This window comes from Mesobacillus thioparans (genome assembly GCF_965138835.1).
GTDB classification, from domain to species: Bacteria; Bacillota; Bacilli; order Bacillales; family Cytobacillaceae; genus Mesobacillus; species Mesobacillus thioparans.
Genome location: NZ_CBCSFH010000009.1, coordinates 24,199 through 44,565, shown reverse-complemented (window position 1 = coordinate 44,565; position 20,367 = coordinate 24,199). Strand labels below are relative to the sequence as shown.

18 protein-coding genes are annotated in these 20,367 nt (G+C 45.7%); 13 read left to right on the top strand and 5 right to left on the bottom strand.

What is annotated here, in order from left to right:
* Window positions 1-45 precede the first annotated feature (45 nt).
* Window positions 46-342 carry a YtpI family protein gene (locus tag ACNAZ4_RS15010; RefSeq protein ID WP_415815555.1) on the bottom strand — a complete coding sequence of 99 codons (297 nt, stop codon included), beginning with the start codon at window positions 340-342 and terminating at the stop codon, window positions 46-48.
* A 174-nt stretch (window positions 343-516) separates the two neighbouring features.
* Between ACNAZ4_RS15010 and ACNAZ4_RS15005 the strand changes: the two genes are divergently transcribed.
* Window positions 517-1,452 (top strand): DHH family phosphoesterase, encoded by a 936-nt coding sequence (locus ACNAZ4_RS15005; RefSeq protein ID WP_415815553.1) that lies wholly within the window; start codon window positions 517-519, stop codon window positions 1,450-1,452.
* Between the two features lie 38 nt (window positions 1,453-1,490).
* On the opposite strand, the gene ACNAZ4_RS15000 is transcribed toward ACNAZ4_RS15005, so the two are convergent.
* The 3 genes from ACNAZ4_RS15000 to ytrH form a co-directional block, all read right to left on the bottom strand.
* Window positions 1,491-1,814 (bottom strand): hypothetical protein, encoded by a 324-nt coding sequence (locus ACNAZ4_RS15000; protein WP_415815551.1) that lies wholly within the window; start codon window positions 1,812-1,814, stop codon window positions 1,491-1,493.
* A 138-nt stretch (window positions 1,815-1,952) separates the two neighbouring features.
* A complete protein-coding gene (gene ytrI / locus ACNAZ4_RS14995; protein WP_415815549.1) occupies window positions 1,953-2,456 on the bottom strand; it encodes a sporulation membrane protein YtrI in 504 nt (167 codons plus the stop codon).
* Between the two features lies 1 nt (window position 2,457).
* A complete protein-coding gene (gene ytrH, locus ACNAZ4_RS14990) occupies window positions 2,458-2,787 on the bottom strand; it encodes a sporulation membrane protein YtrH (protein WP_144477380.1) in 330 nt (109 codons plus the stop codon).
* Window positions 2,788-2,957: 170 nt separating this feature from the next.
* Here ytrH and dnaE point away from each other — a divergent pair, with 170 nt between their 5' ends.
* The 8 genes from dnaE to ACNAZ4_RS14950 all read left to right on the top strand — a co-directional run bounded on the left by dnaE (window position 2,958) and on the right by ACNAZ4_RS14950 (window position 14,325).
* Window positions 2,958-6,320, top strand: coding sequence for a DNA polymerase III subunit alpha (dnaE, locus tag ACNAZ4_RS14985; RefSeq protein ID WP_415815546.1), 3,363 nt, complete (start codon window positions 2,958-2,960; stop codon window positions 6,318-6,320).
* A 221-nt stretch (window positions 6,321-6,541) separates the two neighbouring features.
* Entirely contained in the window at window positions 6,542-7,780 is a 1,239-nt protein-coding gene (ystJ, locus tag ACNAZ4_RS14980; RefSeq protein WP_415815544.1) for an NADP-dependent malic enzyme, read from the top strand.
* Window positions 7,781-7,847: 67 nt separating this feature from the next.
* Window positions 7,848-8,411 (top strand): FadR/GntR family transcriptional regulator, encoded by a 564-nt coding sequence (locus ACNAZ4_RS14975; protein WP_415815826.1) that lies wholly within the window; start codon window positions 7,848-7,850, stop codon window positions 8,409-8,411.
* 220 nt (window positions 8,412-8,631) lie between these two features.
* A complete protein-coding gene (gene accD, locus ACNAZ4_RS14970) occupies window positions 8,632-9,513 on the top strand; it encodes an acetyl-CoA carboxylase, carboxyltransferase subunit beta (RefSeq protein WP_415815542.1) in 882 nt (293 codons plus the stop codon).
* Window positions 9,498-10,475 (top strand): acetyl-CoA carboxylase carboxyl transferase subunit alpha, encoded by a 978-nt coding sequence (gene accA / locus ACNAZ4_RS14965; RefSeq protein ID WP_415815540.1) that lies wholly within the window; start codon window positions 9,498-9,500, stop codon window positions 10,473-10,475. The genes accD and accA overlap by 16 nt, the downstream gene beginning before the upstream one ends.
* Window positions 10,476-10,826: 351 nt before the next feature.
* Window positions 10,827-11,786 carry a 6-phosphofructokinase gene (pfkA, locus tag ACNAZ4_RS14960; protein WP_415815538.1) on the top strand — a complete coding sequence of 320 codons (960 nt, stop codon included), beginning with the start codon at window positions 10,827-10,829 and terminating at the stop codon, window positions 11,784-11,786.
* Between the two features lie 33 nt (window positions 11,787-11,819).
* Window positions 11,820-13,580 carry a pyruvate kinase gene (pyk, locus tag ACNAZ4_RS14955; RefSeq protein ID WP_415815536.1) on the top strand — a complete coding sequence of 587 codons (1,761 nt, stop codon included), beginning with the start codon at window positions 11,820-11,822 and terminating at the stop codon, window positions 13,578-13,580.
* Between the two features lie 358 nt (window positions 13,581-13,938).
* Complete coding sequence (locus tag ACNAZ4_RS14950) at window positions 13,939-14,325, top strand: FxsA family protein (RefSeq protein ID WP_415815534.1); 387 nt, start codon at window positions 13,939-13,941, stop codon at window positions 14,323-14,325.
* A 109-nt stretch (window positions 14,326-14,434) separates the two neighbouring features.
* On the opposite strand, the gene ytvI is transcribed toward ACNAZ4_RS14950, so the two are convergent.
* On the bottom strand, window positions 14,435-15,562 hold the full coding sequence (gene ytvI, locus ACNAZ4_RS14945; RefSeq protein WP_415815532.1) for a sporulation integral membrane protein YtvI: 1,128 nt from the start codon (window positions 15,560-15,562) through the stop codon (window positions 14,435-14,437).
* A gap of 293 nt (window positions 15,563-15,855) precedes the next feature.
* Between ytvI and ACNAZ4_RS14940 the strand changes: the two genes are divergently transcribed.
* The 4 genes from ACNAZ4_RS14940 (at window position 15,856) to mdh (ending at window position 20,272) form a co-directional block, all read left to right on the top strand.
* A complete protein-coding gene (locus ACNAZ4_RS14940) occupies window positions 15,856-16,314 on the top strand; it encodes a DUF441 domain-containing protein (RefSeq protein WP_415815530.1) in 459 nt (152 codons plus the stop codon).
* A gap of 372 nt (window positions 16,315-16,686) precedes the next feature.
* A complete protein-coding gene (gene citZ / locus ACNAZ4_RS14935) occupies window positions 16,687-17,802 on the top strand; it encodes a citrate synthase (RefSeq protein WP_415815528.1) in 1,116 nt (371 codons plus the stop codon).
* 171 nt (window positions 17,803-17,973) lie between these two features.
* Window positions 17,974-19,242, top strand: a complete 1,269-nt coding sequence (icd, locus tag ACNAZ4_RS14930; protein ID WP_415815526.1) for an NADP-dependent isocitrate dehydrogenase — start codon at window positions 17,974-17,976, stop codon at window positions 19,240-19,242.
* 91 nt (window positions 19,243-19,333) lie between these two features.
* On the top strand, window positions 19,334-20,272 hold the full coding sequence (gene mdh, locus ACNAZ4_RS14925) for a malate dehydrogenase (RefSeq protein ID WP_415815524.1): 939 nt from the start codon (window positions 19,334-19,336) through the stop codon (window positions 20,270-20,272).
* Window positions 20,273-20,367: the final 95 nt, after the last annotated feature.

Here is a 20,367-nt window from a genome sequence, read left to right as displayed (position 1 = left end):
TCGAATGAAAAAGCCGATCCATAACTGGACCGGCTTTTTTGAACGTTAATTTTCCTGGGCTTCTTTTACGGCATGTGGAAGATAAAATTTATACGCTTTGATTCCAGCCCATACACTCAATGAACCAATCACGATGAAAATAGCACCTACTATGTATGTGACTGCAGTCTGGAAAAGGAACAGTTGATTGATGCCGAACAGTGCAACGAACAATCCAAGGGCGATGCTGGATTTGGCAGAAAGCCAGCTTCGTTCAGCAGGTCTCTTGCTGCGGACATATTTAATCTTGTAAAAGATATAAAAGACGAATGAAAGAACGATCAATAATACGAGAATAGGCATTGCGATTCCTCCAAATTCATAATCTACTCTATTTTACAGCTTATCAAGGGAGATTGCCAAGCAAAGGTTGGGGATGGGAGAGGATGGCTAAATCAGGCCAGTTGATGTTCATGCTTTTCTTTTCCAAAAAATATGTTCATAATTGAGATATGAAAAAGGTGAAGGAGCATTTTGATGAAAGAGCAAATACTTGAGGCAATTGAAAATTATGAAACCATCATTATCCACCGCCATGTAAGGCCTGATCCTGATGCGTACGGTTCGCAGGGAGGGCTTGCGGAAATTTTGAAGGCTTCCTACCCGAAAAAGAATATATACACGGTCGGCGCCGAGGAGCCATCGCTCAATTACTTGAGGAAGCTTGATTCTATTCCTGAAAGCACTTTTAAAGGAGCTCTTGTCGTTGTCTGTGACACCGCTAATGCCGAGCGGATTTGTGATGAGCGTTATCGACTTGGGGAACAGCTTGTGAAGATCGACCACCATCCGAATGAGGATCCATATGGTGACCTTCAATGGGTGGATACTTCAGCCAGCTCTACTAGTGAGATGATTTATGAGTTTTATCTTACCTTCAAGGAAAAGGGCATCAGGATGTCTGATGAGGCAGCAAGGTTGCTGTATGCAGGAATTGTCGGTGACACAGGCCGATTCCTTTATCCAAGCACGACCAATAAGACATTTGCTTATGCGGGAGAACTGATTCACTATAACTTCTCGCGCACAGAGCTGTATGACAGGATGTATGAACTTGCGCCGAATGTGGTGAAGCTGAACGGATACATCCTGCAAAACTTCGAATTGCTCGAAAATGGTGCGGCGAAGGTTGTCATGAAGCAGGAATTGCTGGACCAGTATTCCGTGAAACCTTCAGAAGCATCGTTGCTTGTCAGTGAATTGGGCAATGTAGGGGGAATCAAGGCATGGGTGTTCTTTATTGAAGAAGAGGACCAAATCCGTGTACGCCTCCGCTCTAAAGGCCCTGTCATCAATACGATTGCCAGGAAATACAATGGTGGCGGGCACCCGCTTGCTGCCGGTGCATCAATCTATTCCTGGGATGATGTCGACCGTGTCCTGACTGACCTCATCGAAGCTTGCCAAGAATAAAAAGAAGGTGCGTTTCATTCCGAAACGCACCTTTCAAATCATCTATTGTTAAAATAAACCCGCAATGCATCAGCAATCTCCGTATCCATTCCATCGGTGTTGATTGTATAATGATCACCCTCCAGGGAAGCGGTAAAATCCTCGATCCCCTGCTGCTTTAAGAATTCATCAATGTCCGATAGATGTTCACCCTGATTTTTCAGGCTTTTTTGCCCGATCAGATCTTCATTCACATAAACATCATACTGGTCTTCAGTTAATTTCACCTGGTTGTCCCCATTGACTTTATTCATGGCGTAAGCAGGGAAAAGTCCGCCGCCAACACCACTTCCGCTATTTCCGGCTCCGTTATTAAAAGACATATGCAGCCCTCCATTCTGAAACTTTTCTTTTATGTTTCCCCTTTCTAATTGCAGTCACACAGATTGAAGGGAAATGGAGGGAATTTCCTATACAAATTTTCAATGCCGGCAAAAAGCAGCATTTAATCCGATGCCAAATCAGTCAAGACTGATCTCCACCAGGATGCTGACTGAAGTGTAAATGACCATTGACTTGATTTTCAGTTTATAGCGTTTGTCACTGATCCTGATCGATTTGTTTTCAATCACCTTTGTGATCAGCTCCCGGCTTTTAAAAACCGAATCGAGATCCTTGGCGAGGAGCATGTTCAGCTGACCTTTTGTCTCCTCCTCGATTTCGTAGATGCTGAGGGTATCAAGTTGTTTATACTTTTTATCATTGACGATTTTTACCTTGATTTCCTGAACGGTGAGTTTTTCCTGGTTCTTTTTGTTTAACTCTTCATAATCTTCCATCCAGATTTCAATGTCGCTTTTTAACTCTGCGATTTCATCTTTTTGCTGCTCGATCGTTTTCGCGTGTCTTTCCATCCATGCACCATTCATATATAAAAATAAAACCCAGCTGACGAGGGCTCCAACTGCTGCACCAGAAAAGAATCTTTGCCATTCTGGTTTACGGTAATAAGGAGGAACCCTCATGTCAGACATGCTCCTGGGTCAGCCAGTCAATGAGAAGGGCCCCGGTCTGGGCGCCGCCCATGGCAGTGAGGATCAATAGGAACTGTTTGAAAATATCCTTTGTTTCTCCATGCAAAAGTCCTTTTTCAAAGCTGTAGACAGTATCGAATGTGCCGCCGATCGCAGCGATGATGGCCCAGATCCTGATAGAGCTGGAGAAACGGGCAATTTCGGTCATTAATGGCTGTCCTGTTAAAAAAGCGGCCAATCCACCGATCAAAGAGCCGCCCAGCAAAACACCAAGCGCAATGAAATATGCTTCAAACAAACCCGGGATAAATGGCTGGTTCATACTATACACCCTTTTATAAAAGTCGATTTTTTCCTCGTACTTCATCTTATGGACAATCTGCCTGCAATATGTTTAAAGTTACTTGAATAAAGGAGAACATATTTTCTTTTTTGGCTTTAAAAGCCTATAATGAAAGAAGATGAACCTTACCTTTAAAGGGTGTGAGAGATATGCCATTTATTCACCTTCATGTCTATAGTGCATTCAGCCTGCTCACCAGTACGGCTACAGTTGAGCAGCTCGTCCGCGATGCAAAGGCAAAGGGCTTTTCCGCACTCGCACTGACGGATCACAATGTAATGTACGGAACGGTTGCGTTTTATAAAGAATGCCTCAAAAATTCAATCAAGCCATTGCTCGGCTTGACGGTTGATGTCGTCAGTACCTCTATGGAAGACGAATCATTTCCGCTTGTCCTCCTTGCGAAAGACAATGAAGGATTTCAGAACCTGATCAAAATTTCAAGTGCAGTACAGACGAAATCCCCTGAAGGAATTCCGGTGAAGTGGCTGAAGCATTATGCCGCAGGACTATTTGCAATGACACCAGGAACCAGGGGTGAAATAGAGTATTATCTGGCAAGTGGAGAAAGAGAGAAAGCGCTGGATACGATTGATTCATATAAACAGATTTTCGGGAAGGACAATTTTTACCTTGGCATACAGGACCAGGGCCTCTCGGGGCAAAGGGAGCTTGTCAAACAGCTGGCTGGTCTAGGCTCAGAAACAAATACTCCATTGGCAGCCTCGAATCAGGTGCACTATTTAGACAAAGAGGATTCCTTCGCCCAGGAGTGCCTGCTTGCGATCAAGAATGGTGATAAGCTCCAGGATGACGCTCGTGAAAAACTTGGCAGCAGCGAGTTTTATCTGAAAACCGCAAAAGAAATGGGCGATTTGTTTTCAGAGTATCCCGAAGCCCTGGAGAACACGCTGGAAATTGCGGAACAGTGCAATGTCATGCTTGACTTCGGTTCAAGGCATTTGCCAAAGTTTCCGGTCGAACCGGGAAAAACTGCCGACGAGATGCTTGAGGAACTTTGTTTCCAGGGGCTTGAAAAACGTTATGGAAACCCATCACACCAGCATGTGGAAAGACTGGAGTATGAACTATCCATCATTAAAAAAATGAACTTCAGCGATTACTTCCTGATCGTATGGGATTTCATCAAATATTCCCGGGAAAAAGGAATCCTGATCGGCCCTGGCCGTGGTTCCGCAGCCGGATCGATTGTATCCTATGTGCTGTTCATCACCGACGCCGACCCGATCGAACATAATCTTCTTTTTGAAAGGTTCCTGAATCCTGAACGGGTTTCCATGCCCGATATCGATATCGACTTTCCAGATAATCGCAGGGATGAGGTCATTGAATATGTCGCGGCAAAATATGGGGAGCTTCATGTCGCACAGATCGCTACCTTTGGAACACTTGCAGCCAAGGCAGCCGTCAGGGATGTTGGCCGTGTTTTCGGTTTGAACACCAAGGAGCTCGAGCGCCTCTCAAGGCTTGTTCCATCCAGACTCGGAATCACTTTGAAGGATGCCATCAACGAATCAGGCGGATTAAGGGAGTTTATAGAAGAATCTTCAAAGAATAAAAGAATCCTTGAAACGGCGATAAAGCTGGAGGGGTTGCCTCGCCATACTTCCACTCACGCTGCGGGTGTAGTCATCAGTGAACAGCCGCTCACGAATGTCGTACCGATCCAGTCAGGCCAGTCCAGAGTGTTCCTCACCCAGTATTCAATGGACCATCTTGAAGAAATAGGCTTATTGAAGATGGACTTCCTGGGCTTAAGGAATCTGACTTTAATCGATACCATCCTGCATTCCATCCAGAATAAAACCGGGCAAACGCTCCGGATCCATGATATTCCCGGCGAAGATGAACAAACGTTTCAAATGCTAGGCAGAGGGGAGACGACAGGTATTTTCCAGCTTGAGTCCGAGGGAATGCGGAAAGTACTGACAAGGCTGGAACCGACACGATTTGAAGATATCGTCGCAGTCAATGCGCTTTACCGTCCGGGCCCGATGGAGAATATCCCGTTGTTCATTGATCGGAAGCATGGGAGACAGAACATTGATTATTATCATAAGGACCTCGAACCGATCCTGCGTGATACATATGGAGTCATCGTTTACCAGGAGCAAATCATGCAGATTGCCTCAAAGATGGCGGGTTTCTCCCTCGGGGAAGCGGATCTGCTGCGGAGAGCGGTTTCGAAGAAAAAGAAGGAAGTCCTTTCCCAGGAACGCGAACATTTTGTGAATGGTGCGTTAAGGAAAGGATATGATGCACAGACAGCGCAGCTGGTCTACGATTTAATCGTCCGATTCGCCAATTACGGATTCAACCGCAGCCATGCTGTCGCGTACAGTATGATTGCCTACCAGCTGGCTTACCTCAAAGCGCATTATCCGCTTTACTTCATGGCTGCCCTGCTGACATCTGCCATCGGTAATGATACTAAGATTGCCCAGTATGCTAGAGAGCTGCAGCAGATGGAGATCAAGCTACTGCCTCCTTCAATTAACAGAAGCGCTTTCAGCTTCCAGCCGGAGGGAGAAGGTGTCCGGTACAGCCTGGCAGGAATCAAGGGGGTCGGGATCGCATCACTCAAGGAAATATTCCAGGCAAGACGCAGCGGGCATTTCAAGAACATTTTCGACTTTTGCATCCGAGTGCCGCAAAAGGCTGCATCAAGAAAAGTGCTGGAAGCCTTGATCTATTCGGGTGCTTTCGATGAATTCGGGCAGGACCGTGCTATCCTTTTGGCGACGATCGATGTGGCGATCGAACATGCCCAGCTCGTGGCTCCGGATGATTCAGGGCAGATCGATATGTTCGCTGAAGCGGAGTTTTCACTGAAGCCTAAATATATTGAGGTTGATTCAATGCGGATAGAAGACAAGCTCGGACTTGAAAAAGAAGTGCTGGGAGTCTATCTCTCCAGGCACCCTGTTTCCATCCATGAAAAGGAGTTCGAGGCTGCAGGCGTCAAGAAAATCGCATCCAGGGCCCCGGGCAGCAAAATTAGGCTTGGTGTCTATATTACGGAGCAGAAGAAAATCCGTACCAAAAAAGGCGAGGCAATGGCCTTCCTCACTCTCAGTGACGCAAGTGGTGAAACCGAAGCGGTTGTATTCCCCTCCGTCTATAAGCAGTATGGTCATGTACTGGAGCAAGGGAAAATGGCGCTGGTTGAAGGGAAATTCGATGAACGTGACGGTAAGAGCCAATTTATCGTCCAGCAGGTGCTGGACCTTGAAAAAGAAGCGGAAAAAAATGGACAGAAAAAGCCGGTTTTGTATTTGCGAATTGCAAGGGGTGCCGGCAGCACCGATAAAATGGCCGAGCTTAAAGCTTTATTGAAAAAATATCATGGTGCTGTCCCGGTAATTGTGTATAACGAAGAGACCGAGAAATCCATGCTGCTGCCAAATGAATTCAGTGTGAACACAGAACGGGACAGTATGAGGGCATTAAAGAAGGTATTGGGCGACAATAATGTAGTGCTGAAAAATTAGTTCTTTACAAGTATAATAGATGTGTTATATTGGAAAAGGATATGTGTGGTCAGACCACTGGAGAAGGCAACTTTTTTAAATAACCAGGCCGTTCGCCTATTATTGTGTTGCTGATCTTTCGCATTTTTCATCGAAGAACACCTGCCGTGGCCAAGAGTGCGGATCAAGATGAGTGAAATGATATTGTCGGAGAGTGCCCATAATTAAGGAGTGGACCTGAGTTGACTTTACGTGAAGAAGCTTTGCATATGCACCGTGTGAATAAAGGAAAATTAGAGTCGAAATCGAAAGTGCCTGTAAGGAATGCCAGAGATTTAAGCTTGGCCTATTCTCCGGGTGTCGCGGAGCCTTGCAAGGAAATATATGATAAGCCTGAAACAGTTTATGATTATACAATGAAGGGCAATATGGTGGCTGTCGTTTCCGATGGAACGGCTGTCCTTGGACTGGGAAATATCGGTCCTGAAGCCGCGCTTCCTGTAATGGAAGGAAAGGCTGTCCTTTTCAAAAGCTTCGCTGGAGTCGATGCTTTTCCAATCTGCCTGAATACAACAGATGTAGATAAAATTGTTGAAACGGTGAAGCTGCTTGAACCGACGTTCGGCGGTGTCAACCTGGAGGATATAGCTGCACCAAACTGCTTTGCAGTGGAAGAGCGCTTGAAAAAAGAGACGAATATCCCAGTGTTCCATGATGACCAGCATGGTACCGCAATTGTGACCGTGGCAGGACTTGTGAATGCGCTGAAAATCGTCGGGAAGAAAATGAATGAAATCAAGGTGGTTGCAAACGGAGCAGGAGCTGCAGGGATTGCTATCATCAAGCTTCTGTATTCGTACGGTGTCCGTGACATCATCATGTGTGATACTAAAGGCGCGATTTACGAAGGACGCCCGAATGGCATGAATGCGATCAAGGAAGAAGTGGCGAAATTCACTAACCGTGACAACGTTGAAGGGTCCCTGGCTGATGCGATTAAAGGTGCTGATGTATTCATCGGCGTTTCTGTTGCTGGAGCACTGACTTCAGAAATGATCCAGACAATGAATAATGATTCAATCATCTTTGCAATGGCGAACCCGGTGCCGGAAATCATGCCAGAGGAAGCGAAGGCTGCCGGTGCGGCTGTAATTGGTACTGGCCGCTCCGATTTCCCTAACCAGGTGAACAATGTTCTTGCTTTCCCGGGAATCTTCCGTGGAGCATTGGATGCAAGGGCAACCCATATCAACGAAAAGATGAAGGTGGCTGCTGTCGAAGCAATCGCAGGGCTGATTGAGGAATCAGAGCTTTCAAGCGATTATGTCATTCCAGGTCCATTCGATCCGCGCGTAGCACCCGCTGTTGCTGCAGCTGTCGCAAAAGCAGCGATGGAAACCGGGGTTGCACGCATCAAAGTGGATCCGCAGGAAGTCAGGGAGCGTACTGAACGTCTTGCATTGATCGGAAAAGGTGAGTGATTTCTTAGTGGCACAGCCTGAAAAAAGCACAAAAGTTTATGTGGGAATCGTCAGGCAGCTAAGGGAAATGATTAATAAGGACGGCTTGAAACCTGGAGATAAAATTCCCTCCGAACGTGAACTTTCAGAGCGCCTTAATGCCGGGCGCTCCTCGGTTCGCGAGGCCCTGCGCGCCCTCGAGCTCCTCGGGCTGATCGAGACAAGAAGGGGAGAAGGAACTTTTATAAGGGACTTCCGCGGCAACCAGCTGGTCCAATTATTAAGCACCTTTATCCTGCAGGATGAAAAAGCCAAGGATGATGTGGTCGAAACGAAAAACATGATCGAGGCAGATTGTTTATACCTGGCAGCTGAAAAAATTCAGGAAGACGATATTAAAAGATTAAAGGTCTGGATAGATGACCATAATTTTGAAGACGAGGAATTTTTCAGGGAAATTGCCGAGCTATCTGACAATCACCTTTTTTATCGGATTTGGTATATATTGAATGATTATTACAAGGCACTGGAGCTGAAAGCAATTCCAGCGGAAAAAGAAGAATACCATCTGCTGCTAGACTCGCTTGCAACAAAAAATGGAGAACTGATTCTGAATAGGCATCGCATGCTGCGGAAAATGTCGACGCAATGACGACATGAAATAACATCTTTCGAAGACAGGATGTTATATACTTTTGGACATGCCTAAGATGCCAGGACGGCAGTCTCTCTTCTTTTTTGATATAGTGGTCTGACCACCTGGTGCTTTATGACTATTGGCGCTTTTCGCAGCTGCAATTAAGAGCGGAAATACAGCCTTGCAAAACTAGGATATTACAAAACAACCAGTATTATTCGGAGGGGGTTATACATTGCTTAAGGAACTTTTTACGAAAACAACGAAAAAGAAAAAGTACGCGACAATTCCTTCTGAAGCAGCGAAGCAGGACGTTCCTGAAGGAATCATGACTAAATGCCCGAACTGCAAGAAAATCATGTATACGAAAGAACTGAATAAAAACTGCAAGGTTTGTCTCCAGTGCGGTTACCATCACCAAATGAATTCTGCTGAACGGATCGAAAGTTTCCTGGATTCCGGAAGCTTCCGTGAACTGGACCGTGAAATGGTCTCAGGCAATCCGCTCGGTTTCCCGGGATATGAGGAAAAGCTTGAGAAGGACCGGGAAAAGACAGGGCTGAATGAAGCTGTAGTCACCGGGACAGGAACAGTTAACGGATATGATGTGGCAATAGCGATCATGGATGCGACCTTCAGGATGGGAAGCATGGGGTCGGTTGTAGGCGAAAAGATTACGAGAGCGATTGAGAAGGCTGATGAATTGTCCATTCCATTCATCATTTTTACCGCATCAGGCGGAGCAAGGATGCAGGAAGGTGTCCTGAGCTTGATGCAAATGGCAAAAACAAGCGTCGCATTGAAAAGATTCAGCGATAATGGAGGGTTGATCATTTCCATCATGACCCACCCTACAACTGGAGGAGTTTCTGCAAGCTTTGCCAGTCTGGGGGACTACAATTTTGCTGAACCAGGCGCACTGATTGGTTTTGCAGGCCGAAGAATCATTGAACAGACAATACGCGAAGAACTGCCAGAAGACTTCCAGACAGCAGAGTTTTTGTTGAAGCATGGACAGCTTGATGCAGTGATTTCGAGAGTCGATATGAAGGAAAAGATTGCGGGAATACTTGAAATCCATCAGCCAGGAGGGACATTCGAATGGCAGGAGAACTAGAATTCGAGAAACCGGTATTGGAATTAAGGAAAAAAATCAGTGAGCTCAAGGAATTCACCAAGAATACAGACGTTGATCTCACATCCGAAATTGATAAGCTTGAAGCAAGGCTGCAAAAGCTGGAATCTGAAGTATATGAGAACATGAAGCCGTGGGATCGGGTACAGATTGCCCGTCATCCGGACCGCCCGACAACACTGGAGTATATTTCTTTGCTGTTCACCGATTTCTTCGAATGTCACGGCGACAGGAATTTCGGGGATGATGAAGCGATAGTTGGCGGTATTGCGAAGTTTCATGGTTATCCGGTAACAGTCATCGGCCATCAGCGCGGTAAAGATACGAAGGAAAATATCCGCCGGAACTTTGGCATGCCGCATCCGGAAGGCTACCGTAAAGCTTTGCGTTTGATGAAGCAGGCTGAAAAATTCAGACGGCCGATTATTTGCTTCATTGACACGAAGGGTGCTTATCCTGGAAAAGCCGCAGAGCAACGAGGACAGAGCGAAGCAATCGCCCGCAACCTGTTCGAGATGGCTGGTTTGAAGGTCCCGGTCATTTGTGTCGTCATCGGCGAAGGCGGAAGTGGCGGAGCACTGGCACTGGGAGTCGGCAATTATATTCACATGCTGGAAAATTCCACATATTCTGTTATCTCACCAGAAGGAGCCGCAGCGATTCTTTGGAAAGATTCTTCGCTGGCGAAAAAAGCCGCTGAAACGATGAAAATCACTGCCCCTGACCTCAAAGGACTGGGAATCATAGATGAAATCATCCCGGAAGTTAAAGGCGGAGCACATAAAGATTTGAAGCAGCAAGCAAAGTATATGGATAAGATTTTAAAAGACTCGATGTCAGAGCTGCTGGTTTTGGATGAAGAAACATTATTGAGCCAGCGCTATGAGAAATATAAACGAATTGGTGAGTTTTCGTTTCCAACAGAATTTATCGGGGTAAAATAAAACGTGCAAAATTGCACGTTTTATTTTTTATGCTATCCTTGTCAGGACGGGGCGTTTAATTATGAAGCGCTTGCAATTACATGATAATTCCGTCTTATTGTCAATATTGAGGATTCAGTTGAGATACCGCACCCTACGTGTTATTTTAGAAATATTCCCGGGTATTCTGTTCATAATAAGAGAAGCTAACAGAATACACAGTAATTAGTTTTATGTATGTTTTTCCGGATTCGTTGCTTTTATATTCAAGAGTAAAAAGTAGACTTCCATGAATTTTACAGTTGCAATATCGAAGGCACCATTCGAAAGAGCAGAAAAGTACATAGATGATACCGAATGAGGTGAATGAAAATGAAAAGAATTGGTGTTTTGACGAGCGGCGGGGATGCGCCTGGAATGAACGCTGCAGTTCGTGCTGTAGTAAGGAAAGCTATTTTTCATGATGTTGAGGTTTATGGTGTAATCGGCGGTTACGCTGGATTGATGAACGGAAATATTAAAAAACTTGAACTTGGTTCTGTAGGTGACATCATCCATCGTGGAGGAACATTCCTTTACTCTGCACGCAGTGAAGAATTCAAGACAAGAGAAGGACAGCAAAGAGGGATCGAACAGCTGAAGAAACTCGGTATTGACGGTCTGGTCGTCATTGGCGGCGACGGATCCTACCGAGGTGCGAAGGCCCTGACAGAACAAGGTTTCCCGTGTGTCGGTGTCCCAGGTACGATTGATAACGATATCCCAGGTACGGAGTTTACCATCGGTTTTGATACTGCACTTAACACAGTAATCGATGCGATTGACAAAATCCGTGATACCGCTTCTTCGCATGAAAGAACTTTTGTCGTGGAAGTAATGGGACGAAATGCTGGAGATATCGCACTGTGGGCAGGTTTGGCAGGCGGTGCGGAAACGATTCTTATTCCTGAAGACCCGCATGACATGAAGGACATTGCCGACCGTCTTAAAAAGGGACATGAACGCGGCAAGAAGCACAGTATCATCATCGTAGCCGAAGGTGTTATGAATGGTTATGATTTCGCGAAGAAATTGAAGGAAGAGACAGACTTCGATACGAGAGTAACGGTTCTCGGACATGTCCAGCGCGGCGGTTCACCGACTGCATTTGACCGTGTACTGGCCAGCCGTCTTGGCGCCCGTGCAGTAGAGCTTTTATTGGAAGGTAAAGGCGGACGGGCAGTAGGGATGGAAAAGAACCAGCTGGTGGACTATGACATCATTGAAGCCCTGGCAAAAGAACATGTTGTTGACCTGAACTTATATAAATTATCAAAAGAGCTTTCTATTTAATTTCTTTTACAGTAAACCAGGAGGTTGCAATCTATGCGCAAAACGAAAATTGTTTGTACGATTGGTCCCGCAAGTGAAAGTGTAGAAAAATTAACTCAGCTGATTGAAGCAGGGATGAATGTATCCCGCTTGAATTTCTCCCACGGAAATCATGAGGAGCATGCTGCACGTATCAAGAATATCAGAGAAGCTGCGGAGAAAACGGGGAAAAAGGTAGGTATCCTGCTTGATACAAAAGGCCCTGAAATCCGCACGAACGATATGGAAAATGGCGCGATCGAGCTGACAACAGGACAGGAATGCATCGTATCAATGAAAGAGGTCCTTGGTACAGCCGAGAAATTCTCTGTAACTTATGACCAGCTGATTGATGATGTCCATCCAGGTGCGAAAATCCTTCTTGATGATGGATTGATCGGTCTTGAAGTCGTAAGCATCGATAAAGAAAACAGTGAAATCAAAACAAAGGTCATGAACACGGGTACGCTTAAAAATAAAAAAGGCGTGAACGTTCCGGGTGTGTCTGTGAATCTTCCGGGAATCACGGAAAAGGATGCAAAAGATATCCTATTCGGAATCGAACAGGGAGTAGACTTCATCGCTGCATCATTTGTGCGTCGCGCAACGGATGTATTGGAAATCCGCCAGCTATTGGAAGAAAATAATGGATCTTACATCCAAATCATCCCTAAGATCGAAAACCAGGAAGGCGTTGACAACATCAACGAAATCCTTGAGGTTTCTGATGGCCTGATGGTTGCTCGTGGAGATCTTGGCGTCGAAATCCCGGCTGAAGAAGTGCCGCTTGTCCAAAAAGACTTGATCAAGAAGTGCAATACTCAGGGTAAGCCAGTCATCACTGCTACTCAGATGCTCGATTCCATGCAGCGCAACCCGCGTCCGACCCGTGCAGAGGCTAGTGACGTTGCAAATGCGATTTTCGATGGAACGGATGCAATCATGCTATCTGGCGAAACAGCAGCTGGACAATATCCTGTAGAAGCTGTTCAGACTATGCACAATATCGCTTCTCGAGCAGAAGAAGCACTTAATCATAAGGAATTACTGTCATTCCGCACGAAAGAGATAGACCACAATATTACCGATGCTATCGGACAATCGGTTGCGCATACGGCGCTGAATCTTGAAGTGAATGCTATCATCACACCAACTGAAAGCGGACATACTGCACGCATGATTTCGAAGTACCGTCCAAAGGCACCGATTATTGCGGTTACTTCCAATGATCATGTGGTCCGCCGACTTGCCCTTGTTTGGGGAGTATATCCACAGCTTGGGGAAAAGGCAGGAACTACGGATGAAATGCTTGCGAGCGCAGTCGAAGAAAGTGTGAACAGCGGACATGTATCCCATGGTGACCTGGTAGTCATCACTGCTGGTGTACCGGTCGGAGAAGCAGGCACAACCAACTTGATGAAGATCCATGTGGTTGGCGATATCCTTGCAAAAGCACAAGGCATTGGCCGCAAATCTGCATATGGAAGAGTGGTTGTTGCGAAAGATGCACAAGAAGCTATCAGCAAGGTAAAACAAGGCAGCATCCTTGTAACCATCGGCTCTGACCGCGAAATGGTACCTGCCCTTGAAAAGTGCAGTGCATTGATCACAGAAGAAGGCGGTTTGACTAGCCATGCAGCTGTTGTCGGACTGAACCTTGGAATCCCAGTCATCGTAGGCGTGGAAAATGCGATGAACTTGTTCAAGGATGGCCAGGAAATCACCGTTGACTCTGCAAGAGGTGTCATTTACAAAGGACACGCAAGCGTACTATAAGTAAAAAAATCCTTCAAAATATTTAGCGTGAAATCACACCGATTTCACGCTTTTATTTATATGTTCAGACAAAACAGCAGCAGAAACTTGAAAAAATGTCCGAAGTCGCCCCATGTTCGGACAAAACAGAGGCTGAACCTGCAGGAAATGTCCGAAGTCATCCCATATTCGGACAAAACAACGGTCAATCCTGCAGGAAATGTCCGAAGTCCCCTAGCATAATCTCTTTATGAAATCTAATACTAGTATTCACTAAGCTTTCATATCTTAGGGGGTATGAGCAATCATATTATTGTATTATCGCCTTTTCGGCACGTATAATAGAAGGACAAGCTATCCCAACACATTGAGGTGTAAAATGAAATTCATTTTTTTGCTTTTAGTTATTGTTCCGGCTGCTGAGATTGGCGTCCTGCTTCTTTCCGGGCAGACCATCGGCATTTGGCCAACGATCTCCCTTATCATCCTGACCGGTTTCCTCGGGGCTTACCTGGCGAAACAGCAGGGACTTGAAACAATCAGACGTACCCAAGACCAGTTAAGGAGAGGCATGATGCCAGGCGATGTCATCCTGGATGGTGTAAGCATCCTAATTGGAGGAACACTGCTGCTGACTCCTGGATTCATAACAGATGCCTTGGGATTTCTACTCCTGGCGCCACCTACCAGGAAGTTCTTCAAAGCATTGATGTTGAAATTATTCCGTAACTGGATTGATCGAGGAACCATTAAAGTAATCCGCTAATATAAAAAACGCCAACTGACGGTTGGCGTTTTGTTTTGCAGTTTTGGATTCTTTTGGTTTAACTTGCGATTAAAGATTAAAGATTTCTATCGAGCTATAGTCCTGTCATTCATTTAATGATCACTTCATCTTTTCCTTTGATGAATAACCATAAATCCCGGAAGACGTTTGCTCGCTGCAGGGTATTGAAGATAACCAGGACGACAGGACCGACAATCAGTCCGAGGAACCCGATAGTTTTGAAACCGACAAAGAGAGCGATCAGGGTGGCAAGCGGATCCAGTCCGATGCTGGAAGAAAGGATTTTCGGCTCCATGACCTGACGCTGGACCAGGACGACAATATAAAGAACACCTAAACCGAGGGCGGTGCCCATATCACCGGCGATCGCTTCGTAGATAATCCAGGGGACAAAGACAGCACCAGTACCCAGGTATGGAATAATATCGACAATGCCTGTCACAAGGGCGATCGTGATCGCATAATCGATTCGTAGGATCAGCAGGCCAATCAGGATGATGACCGTGGTGATCGATATCAAGGTAGCCTGGGCCTTCACAAAGCCAAATAATGCCTTTTTCAGATCGATAAAAACAGTCCTGCCGCTCGTCCTTGCGCGGTTTGGCAGCAGTCGGCCGCTTAATGCTGACAATCTGTACCAGTCTTTGCTGATGAAGAAAGTCCCCAGCAGTGAGAAAATGAGGACGGTAGCCGCATTCGGGAACCATGACAGGATGTTCGGGATTTTTTCAAAAAAGTTCTTGATGAAATTTCCTGCAGTTGTCCCGATGGAGGCGCCAACATTCTGGATATTAGTCATGATCGTATCCTGCTGTCCCACATCAAGGCTCTGGAACATTCCGGCCAACTGGTTATAAAACGGAATGAGCTGTGCAGCAAATAAGTGCTCTATGTAATCAATCAGTGTAATAAGGTGTTCGGGAACAACCTTCGCAAGATATTCGGCACCGGATGCAATTTCGACAATGAGCAAAGTGATCAGCCCGGCAAACAATGATATGATCAGGACAAGGGAGATGATCACTGCCAGGGCTCTCGGCATTCTTGCCCGTTCTTGAAAAAAGTTGACGAGCGGGTTCATCATGAATGCGATCAAAAACCCGATGATGAATGGATAGGTGACTTTTGAGACGTAAAATAATGCTAATGCTCCCGCGATAATTATGCTGATGACCAGCATGAAACGCAGTGTCCGGTGAAGATATACGAGGTTCAAGCAGCTTCCTCCTTTTGGAATGGCCTATTTCGAATGTGCTGCCATATTGTAAATCGTGTAATAATGCCAGACCTGAAAGTTTTCTACAATATACGGTCTATCCATAAAAAAGATTCGACTTCCGTTACGAAATCCCTTTAAAAATCTCAGGGACCAGGAAGAAATGAATCGTGAATGAGGACAATAACCTTCAGCGTATATTAATAGAAGGAGAATCAGGGGGTACTACTTGCTTGGTGTAATATTTTTAATTATGTTACAATAGTTTCAACCGTGGAAGGATGACAAAAATTATGCTAGAGCCTATGCTATTTTTAATAACTTTGCTGGTGATAGCCTTTGTGGCCAAAAACCAATCTTTAATCATTGCGGTATTGGTCCTTCTTGTGATGAAAATAGCCGGGTTTGAAGCAAAAACGTTTTCGCTTCTCCAGGGGAAGGGCATTAATTGGGGAGTGACAGTCATCACGATTGCCGTACTGGCTCCGATTGCAAGCGGTGATATTGGCTTCAAGGATTTATCCGGTGCATTCAAATCGCCATTTGCATGGATTGCCCTGATTTCGGGGATGGCAGTTGCTTTGCTTGCAAAGGGCGGCGTTACTTTGCTGGCTGAAGATCCTCATATCACAACTGCACTCGTCCTGGGAACGATCCTGGCGGTTTCATTATTCAAAGGTGTCGCTGTCGGTCCTCTGATCGGCGCAGGGATTGCCTATGCGGCAATGAAAATGTGTGATTTGTTTAAATAGCCTTTTTTCAAAATAATATTTTCTGCTGAATTAAGTTGTTTTCATTCACAAATGTCAGATAATTGTTTATAATAGGACTTGTAACTGCTTCCATACCCTTGTATAGACGACGGGAGAAGTAGGAAACCACGGTTTTTTAATTTTATAAAATGTAAGCATTTTCTTTTTTTGCCGGCTGCCTGAGCAAGCGCTCGATACCATCTTGTGTATGGCAATTCCGGTTGGGATCGGTCTGTCGCCGGTGTATGGTCCGGCTATTCGTATAAAGTGTCAGAAATTTCTTTTTTTCTGATCGCTGTTCTAAAACAGCAATCCAACATACAGACAAATTATGGGATATGGGGAAATTAAACTACAAAGGAGAGATTGAGTATGACAGTAACACGTGGTCTTGAAGGGGTAGTGGCAACAACATCTTCTATCAGTTCGATCATCGATGATACGCTGACTTATGTTGGCTATGACATTGACGATCTAGCTGAAAATGCTAGTTTCGAAGAAGTGATTTACCTATTATGGCACCGCAAGCTTCCTACAGCGGCAGAATTGGACGAATTGAAGAAGCAGCTTGCAGAAAGTGCAGCATTGCCTAAGGAAGTGCTTGAGCATTTCAAGATGTACCCGATCGATAAAGTCCATCCGATGGCTGCCGTTCGCTCGGCTGTATCTCTTTTAGGATTATATGATGATGAAGCTGATGTCATGGAAAAAGAAGCGAATTACCGAAAGGCCATCCGCCTGCAGGCCAAGATGCCGGCAATCGTTACGGCGTTTGCAAGAGTAAGGAAAGGCCTTGAGCCAATCGCGCCAAGAGAGGACCTTAACTTCGCGGCAAACTTCCTATACATGCTGACTGGCGATGAGCCTGATGAAGTAGCGGTAGAAGCGATGAACAAGGCGCTTGTCCTGCATGCTGACCATGAGCTTAACGCTTCGACGTTCACTGCACGTGTATGTGTTGCGACATTATCTGATGTTTATTCAGGTGTTACAGCTGCCATCGGTGCACTGAAGGGACCTCTTCACGGAGGAGCAAATGAAGCAGTTATGAAGATGCTGACTGAAATCGGCACTCTTGAAAACGTTGAGCCGGCAATCCGCGGAAAACTTGCGAACAAAGAAAAAATCATGGGCTTCGGACACCGTGTATACCGCCAGGGAGACCCTCGCGCGAAGCACTTGAGAGATATGTCGAAGAAGCTGACTGAACTTACAGGCGAACCGCACTGGTATGAGATGTCAACAAGAATCGAAGAAATCGTGACAGGCGAAAAGAACCTTCCGCCGAATGTGGACTTCTATTCTGCTTCTGTATACCACAGCCTTGGCATCGACCATGACCTGTTCACGCCGATTTTTGCTGTAAGCCGTGTTTCCGGATGGCTTGCGCATATCCTGGAGCAGTATGACAACAACCGTCTGATCCGCCCTCGCGCCGATTATACTGGACCTGGCAAGCAGGAATATGTTTCCATCGAAATGAGATAATTTATAGAAACAGAGGAGCAATATTTTACTTTTCAGTGAAAAATTGCTGTAATAGGAGAGTGGGGGAAGTCAGACATGATTGCCTGCCTTCCCTGAGAAAAGGTTAGAGGCATACAAGCCTGCTAACCTTTGATTCTGATATGAACGAGGATTTTGGAGGGAGAGATAACAATGCAAGGTGAAAAAATCACAGTAAAAGATGGAGTATTAAACGTACCAAACAACCCGATTGTACCTTTTATCGAAGGTGACGGCACTGGTCCGGATATCTGGGCAGCTTCTGTCCGCGTTCTCGATGCTGCTGTTGAAAAAGCATACAAGGGTGAGAAAAAGATTGTCTGGAAAGAAGTATTAGCTGGAGAAAAGGCATTCAACCAGACTGGTGAATGGCTTCCAAGCGAAACATTGGAATTGATCAATGAATACCTGATTGCAATCAAGGGACCTTTGACAACTCCGATCGGCGGCGGCATTCGTTCCCTGAACGTTGCATTGCGCCAGGAGCTTGACCTGTTTGTATGCCTGCGCCCTGTACGCTGGTTCGAAGGAGTACCATCACCTGTAAAGCGTCCTCAGGACACTGACATGGTCATCTTCCGTGAAAACACTGAAGATATCTATGCTGGCATCGAGTATGCAAGCGGATCTGACGAAGTCAAGAAGCTTCTTGCATTCCTGCAAAACGAAATGGGAGTAAATAAAATCCGTTTCCCTGAAACTTCAGGTATCGGCATTAAGCCTGTTTCCAAAGAAGGAACAGAGCGCCTTGTACGTTCAGCGATCAATTACGCCATCACAGAAGGCCGTAAGTCATTAACGCTTGTACATAAGGGCAATATCATGAAATTCACAGAAGGCGCGTTCAAAAACTGGGGTTATGAACTTGCTGAAAAAGAATTCGGTGATAAAGTTTTCACATGGGCTCAGTATGACAAGATCAAGGAAGAACAAGGTACGGATGCAGCAAACAAAGCTCAGGCTGATGCAGAGGCTGCTGGCAAAATCATCGTTAAAGATGCCATTGCGGATATCTTCCTTCAACAGATCCTTACACGTCCGAAAGAGTTCGATGTTGTTGCAACAATGAACCTGAACGGCGACTACATTTCAGATGCACTTGCAGCACAGGTAGGCGGTATCGGTATCGCTCCTGGAGCAAACATCAACTATGAAACTGGCCACGCTATTTTCGAAGCGACTCATGGTACTGCTCCGAAATATGCTGGTTTGGATAAAGTTAACCCGTCTTCAGTAATCCTTTCAGGCGTTCTAATGCTTGAACACCTGGGCTGGACTGAAGCAGCTAACCTAATCGTCAAGTCAATGGAAAAATCAATCGCTTCAAAGGTTGTAACATATGACTTTGCACGTTTGATGGATGGCGCTACAGAAGTCAAAACTTCTGAGTTCGGTGATGAACTAATCAAGAACATGGGCTAAAAATGTGCGGAAGGCTATCCTTTTTAAGGATAGCCTTTACATAAATAACATATATTTTTACGAAATATATTCGTTCTGAGGAGGAAGCCTTATGTCATTGAAACGCAAAAAGATTTCAGTCATTGGTGGAGGATTCACAGGAGCAACAACAGCATTCTTACTTGCGCAGAAGGAACTTGGGGATGTAGTATTGGTCGATATTCCGCAAATGGAAAACCCGACTAAGGGTAAAGCGCTTGATATGCTTGAAGCGAGCCCGGTGCAGGGATTTGACGCGAACATTACTGGTACATCCAGCTATGAGGATACGAAAGACTCAGACATCGTTGTTGTAACCGCAGGTATTGCCCGCAAGCCCGGCATGAGCCGTGATGATCTTGTCCAGACTAACCAGAAAATCATGAAGAGTGTTGCCCAGGAAATCGCGAAGCATTCTCCAAATAGCCATATCGTCGTTTTGACTAATCCGGTTGATGCGATGACTTATACTATTTTCAAAGAATCAGGTTTCCCTAAGAACCGTGTAATCGGCCAGTCAGGTGTATTGGATACTGCTCGTTTCCGTACATTCGTAGCCCAGGAATTGAATCTTTCCGTAAAAGATATTACTGGTTTTGTCCTTGGCGGCCACGGTGATGACATGGTACCACTTGTGCGTTATTCATATGCTGGAGGCATTCCTCTTGAGACACTAATCCCGAAAGACCGCCTGGAGGCAATCGTGGAACGTACACGTAAAGGCGGAGGCGAGATCGTCAACCTGCTTGGAAATGGCAGCGCTTACTATGCGCCAGCTGCTTCACTGGTGGAAATGTGTGAAGCAATCCTTAAAGACCAGCGCCGCGTCCTTCCGGCGATCGCCTACCTTGAAGGCGAATATGGGTATGAAGGAATCTACCTCGGAGTTCCGACAATTCTCGGAGCCGGGGGAATCGAAAAAGTAATCGAACTTGAGCTGACAGAAGAAGAAAAATCTGCTCTCGATAAATCAGCAGAAGCAGTCCGAAACGTCATGGCCGTTTTGGCTTAATGCAGATATCGAAGGCTTCACGCGCTTTTAATCGATTCGAAAACAGCCTAAAAAAGAATCGGGGAACTTTCCCCGATTTTTTTCCAATAGGGGAC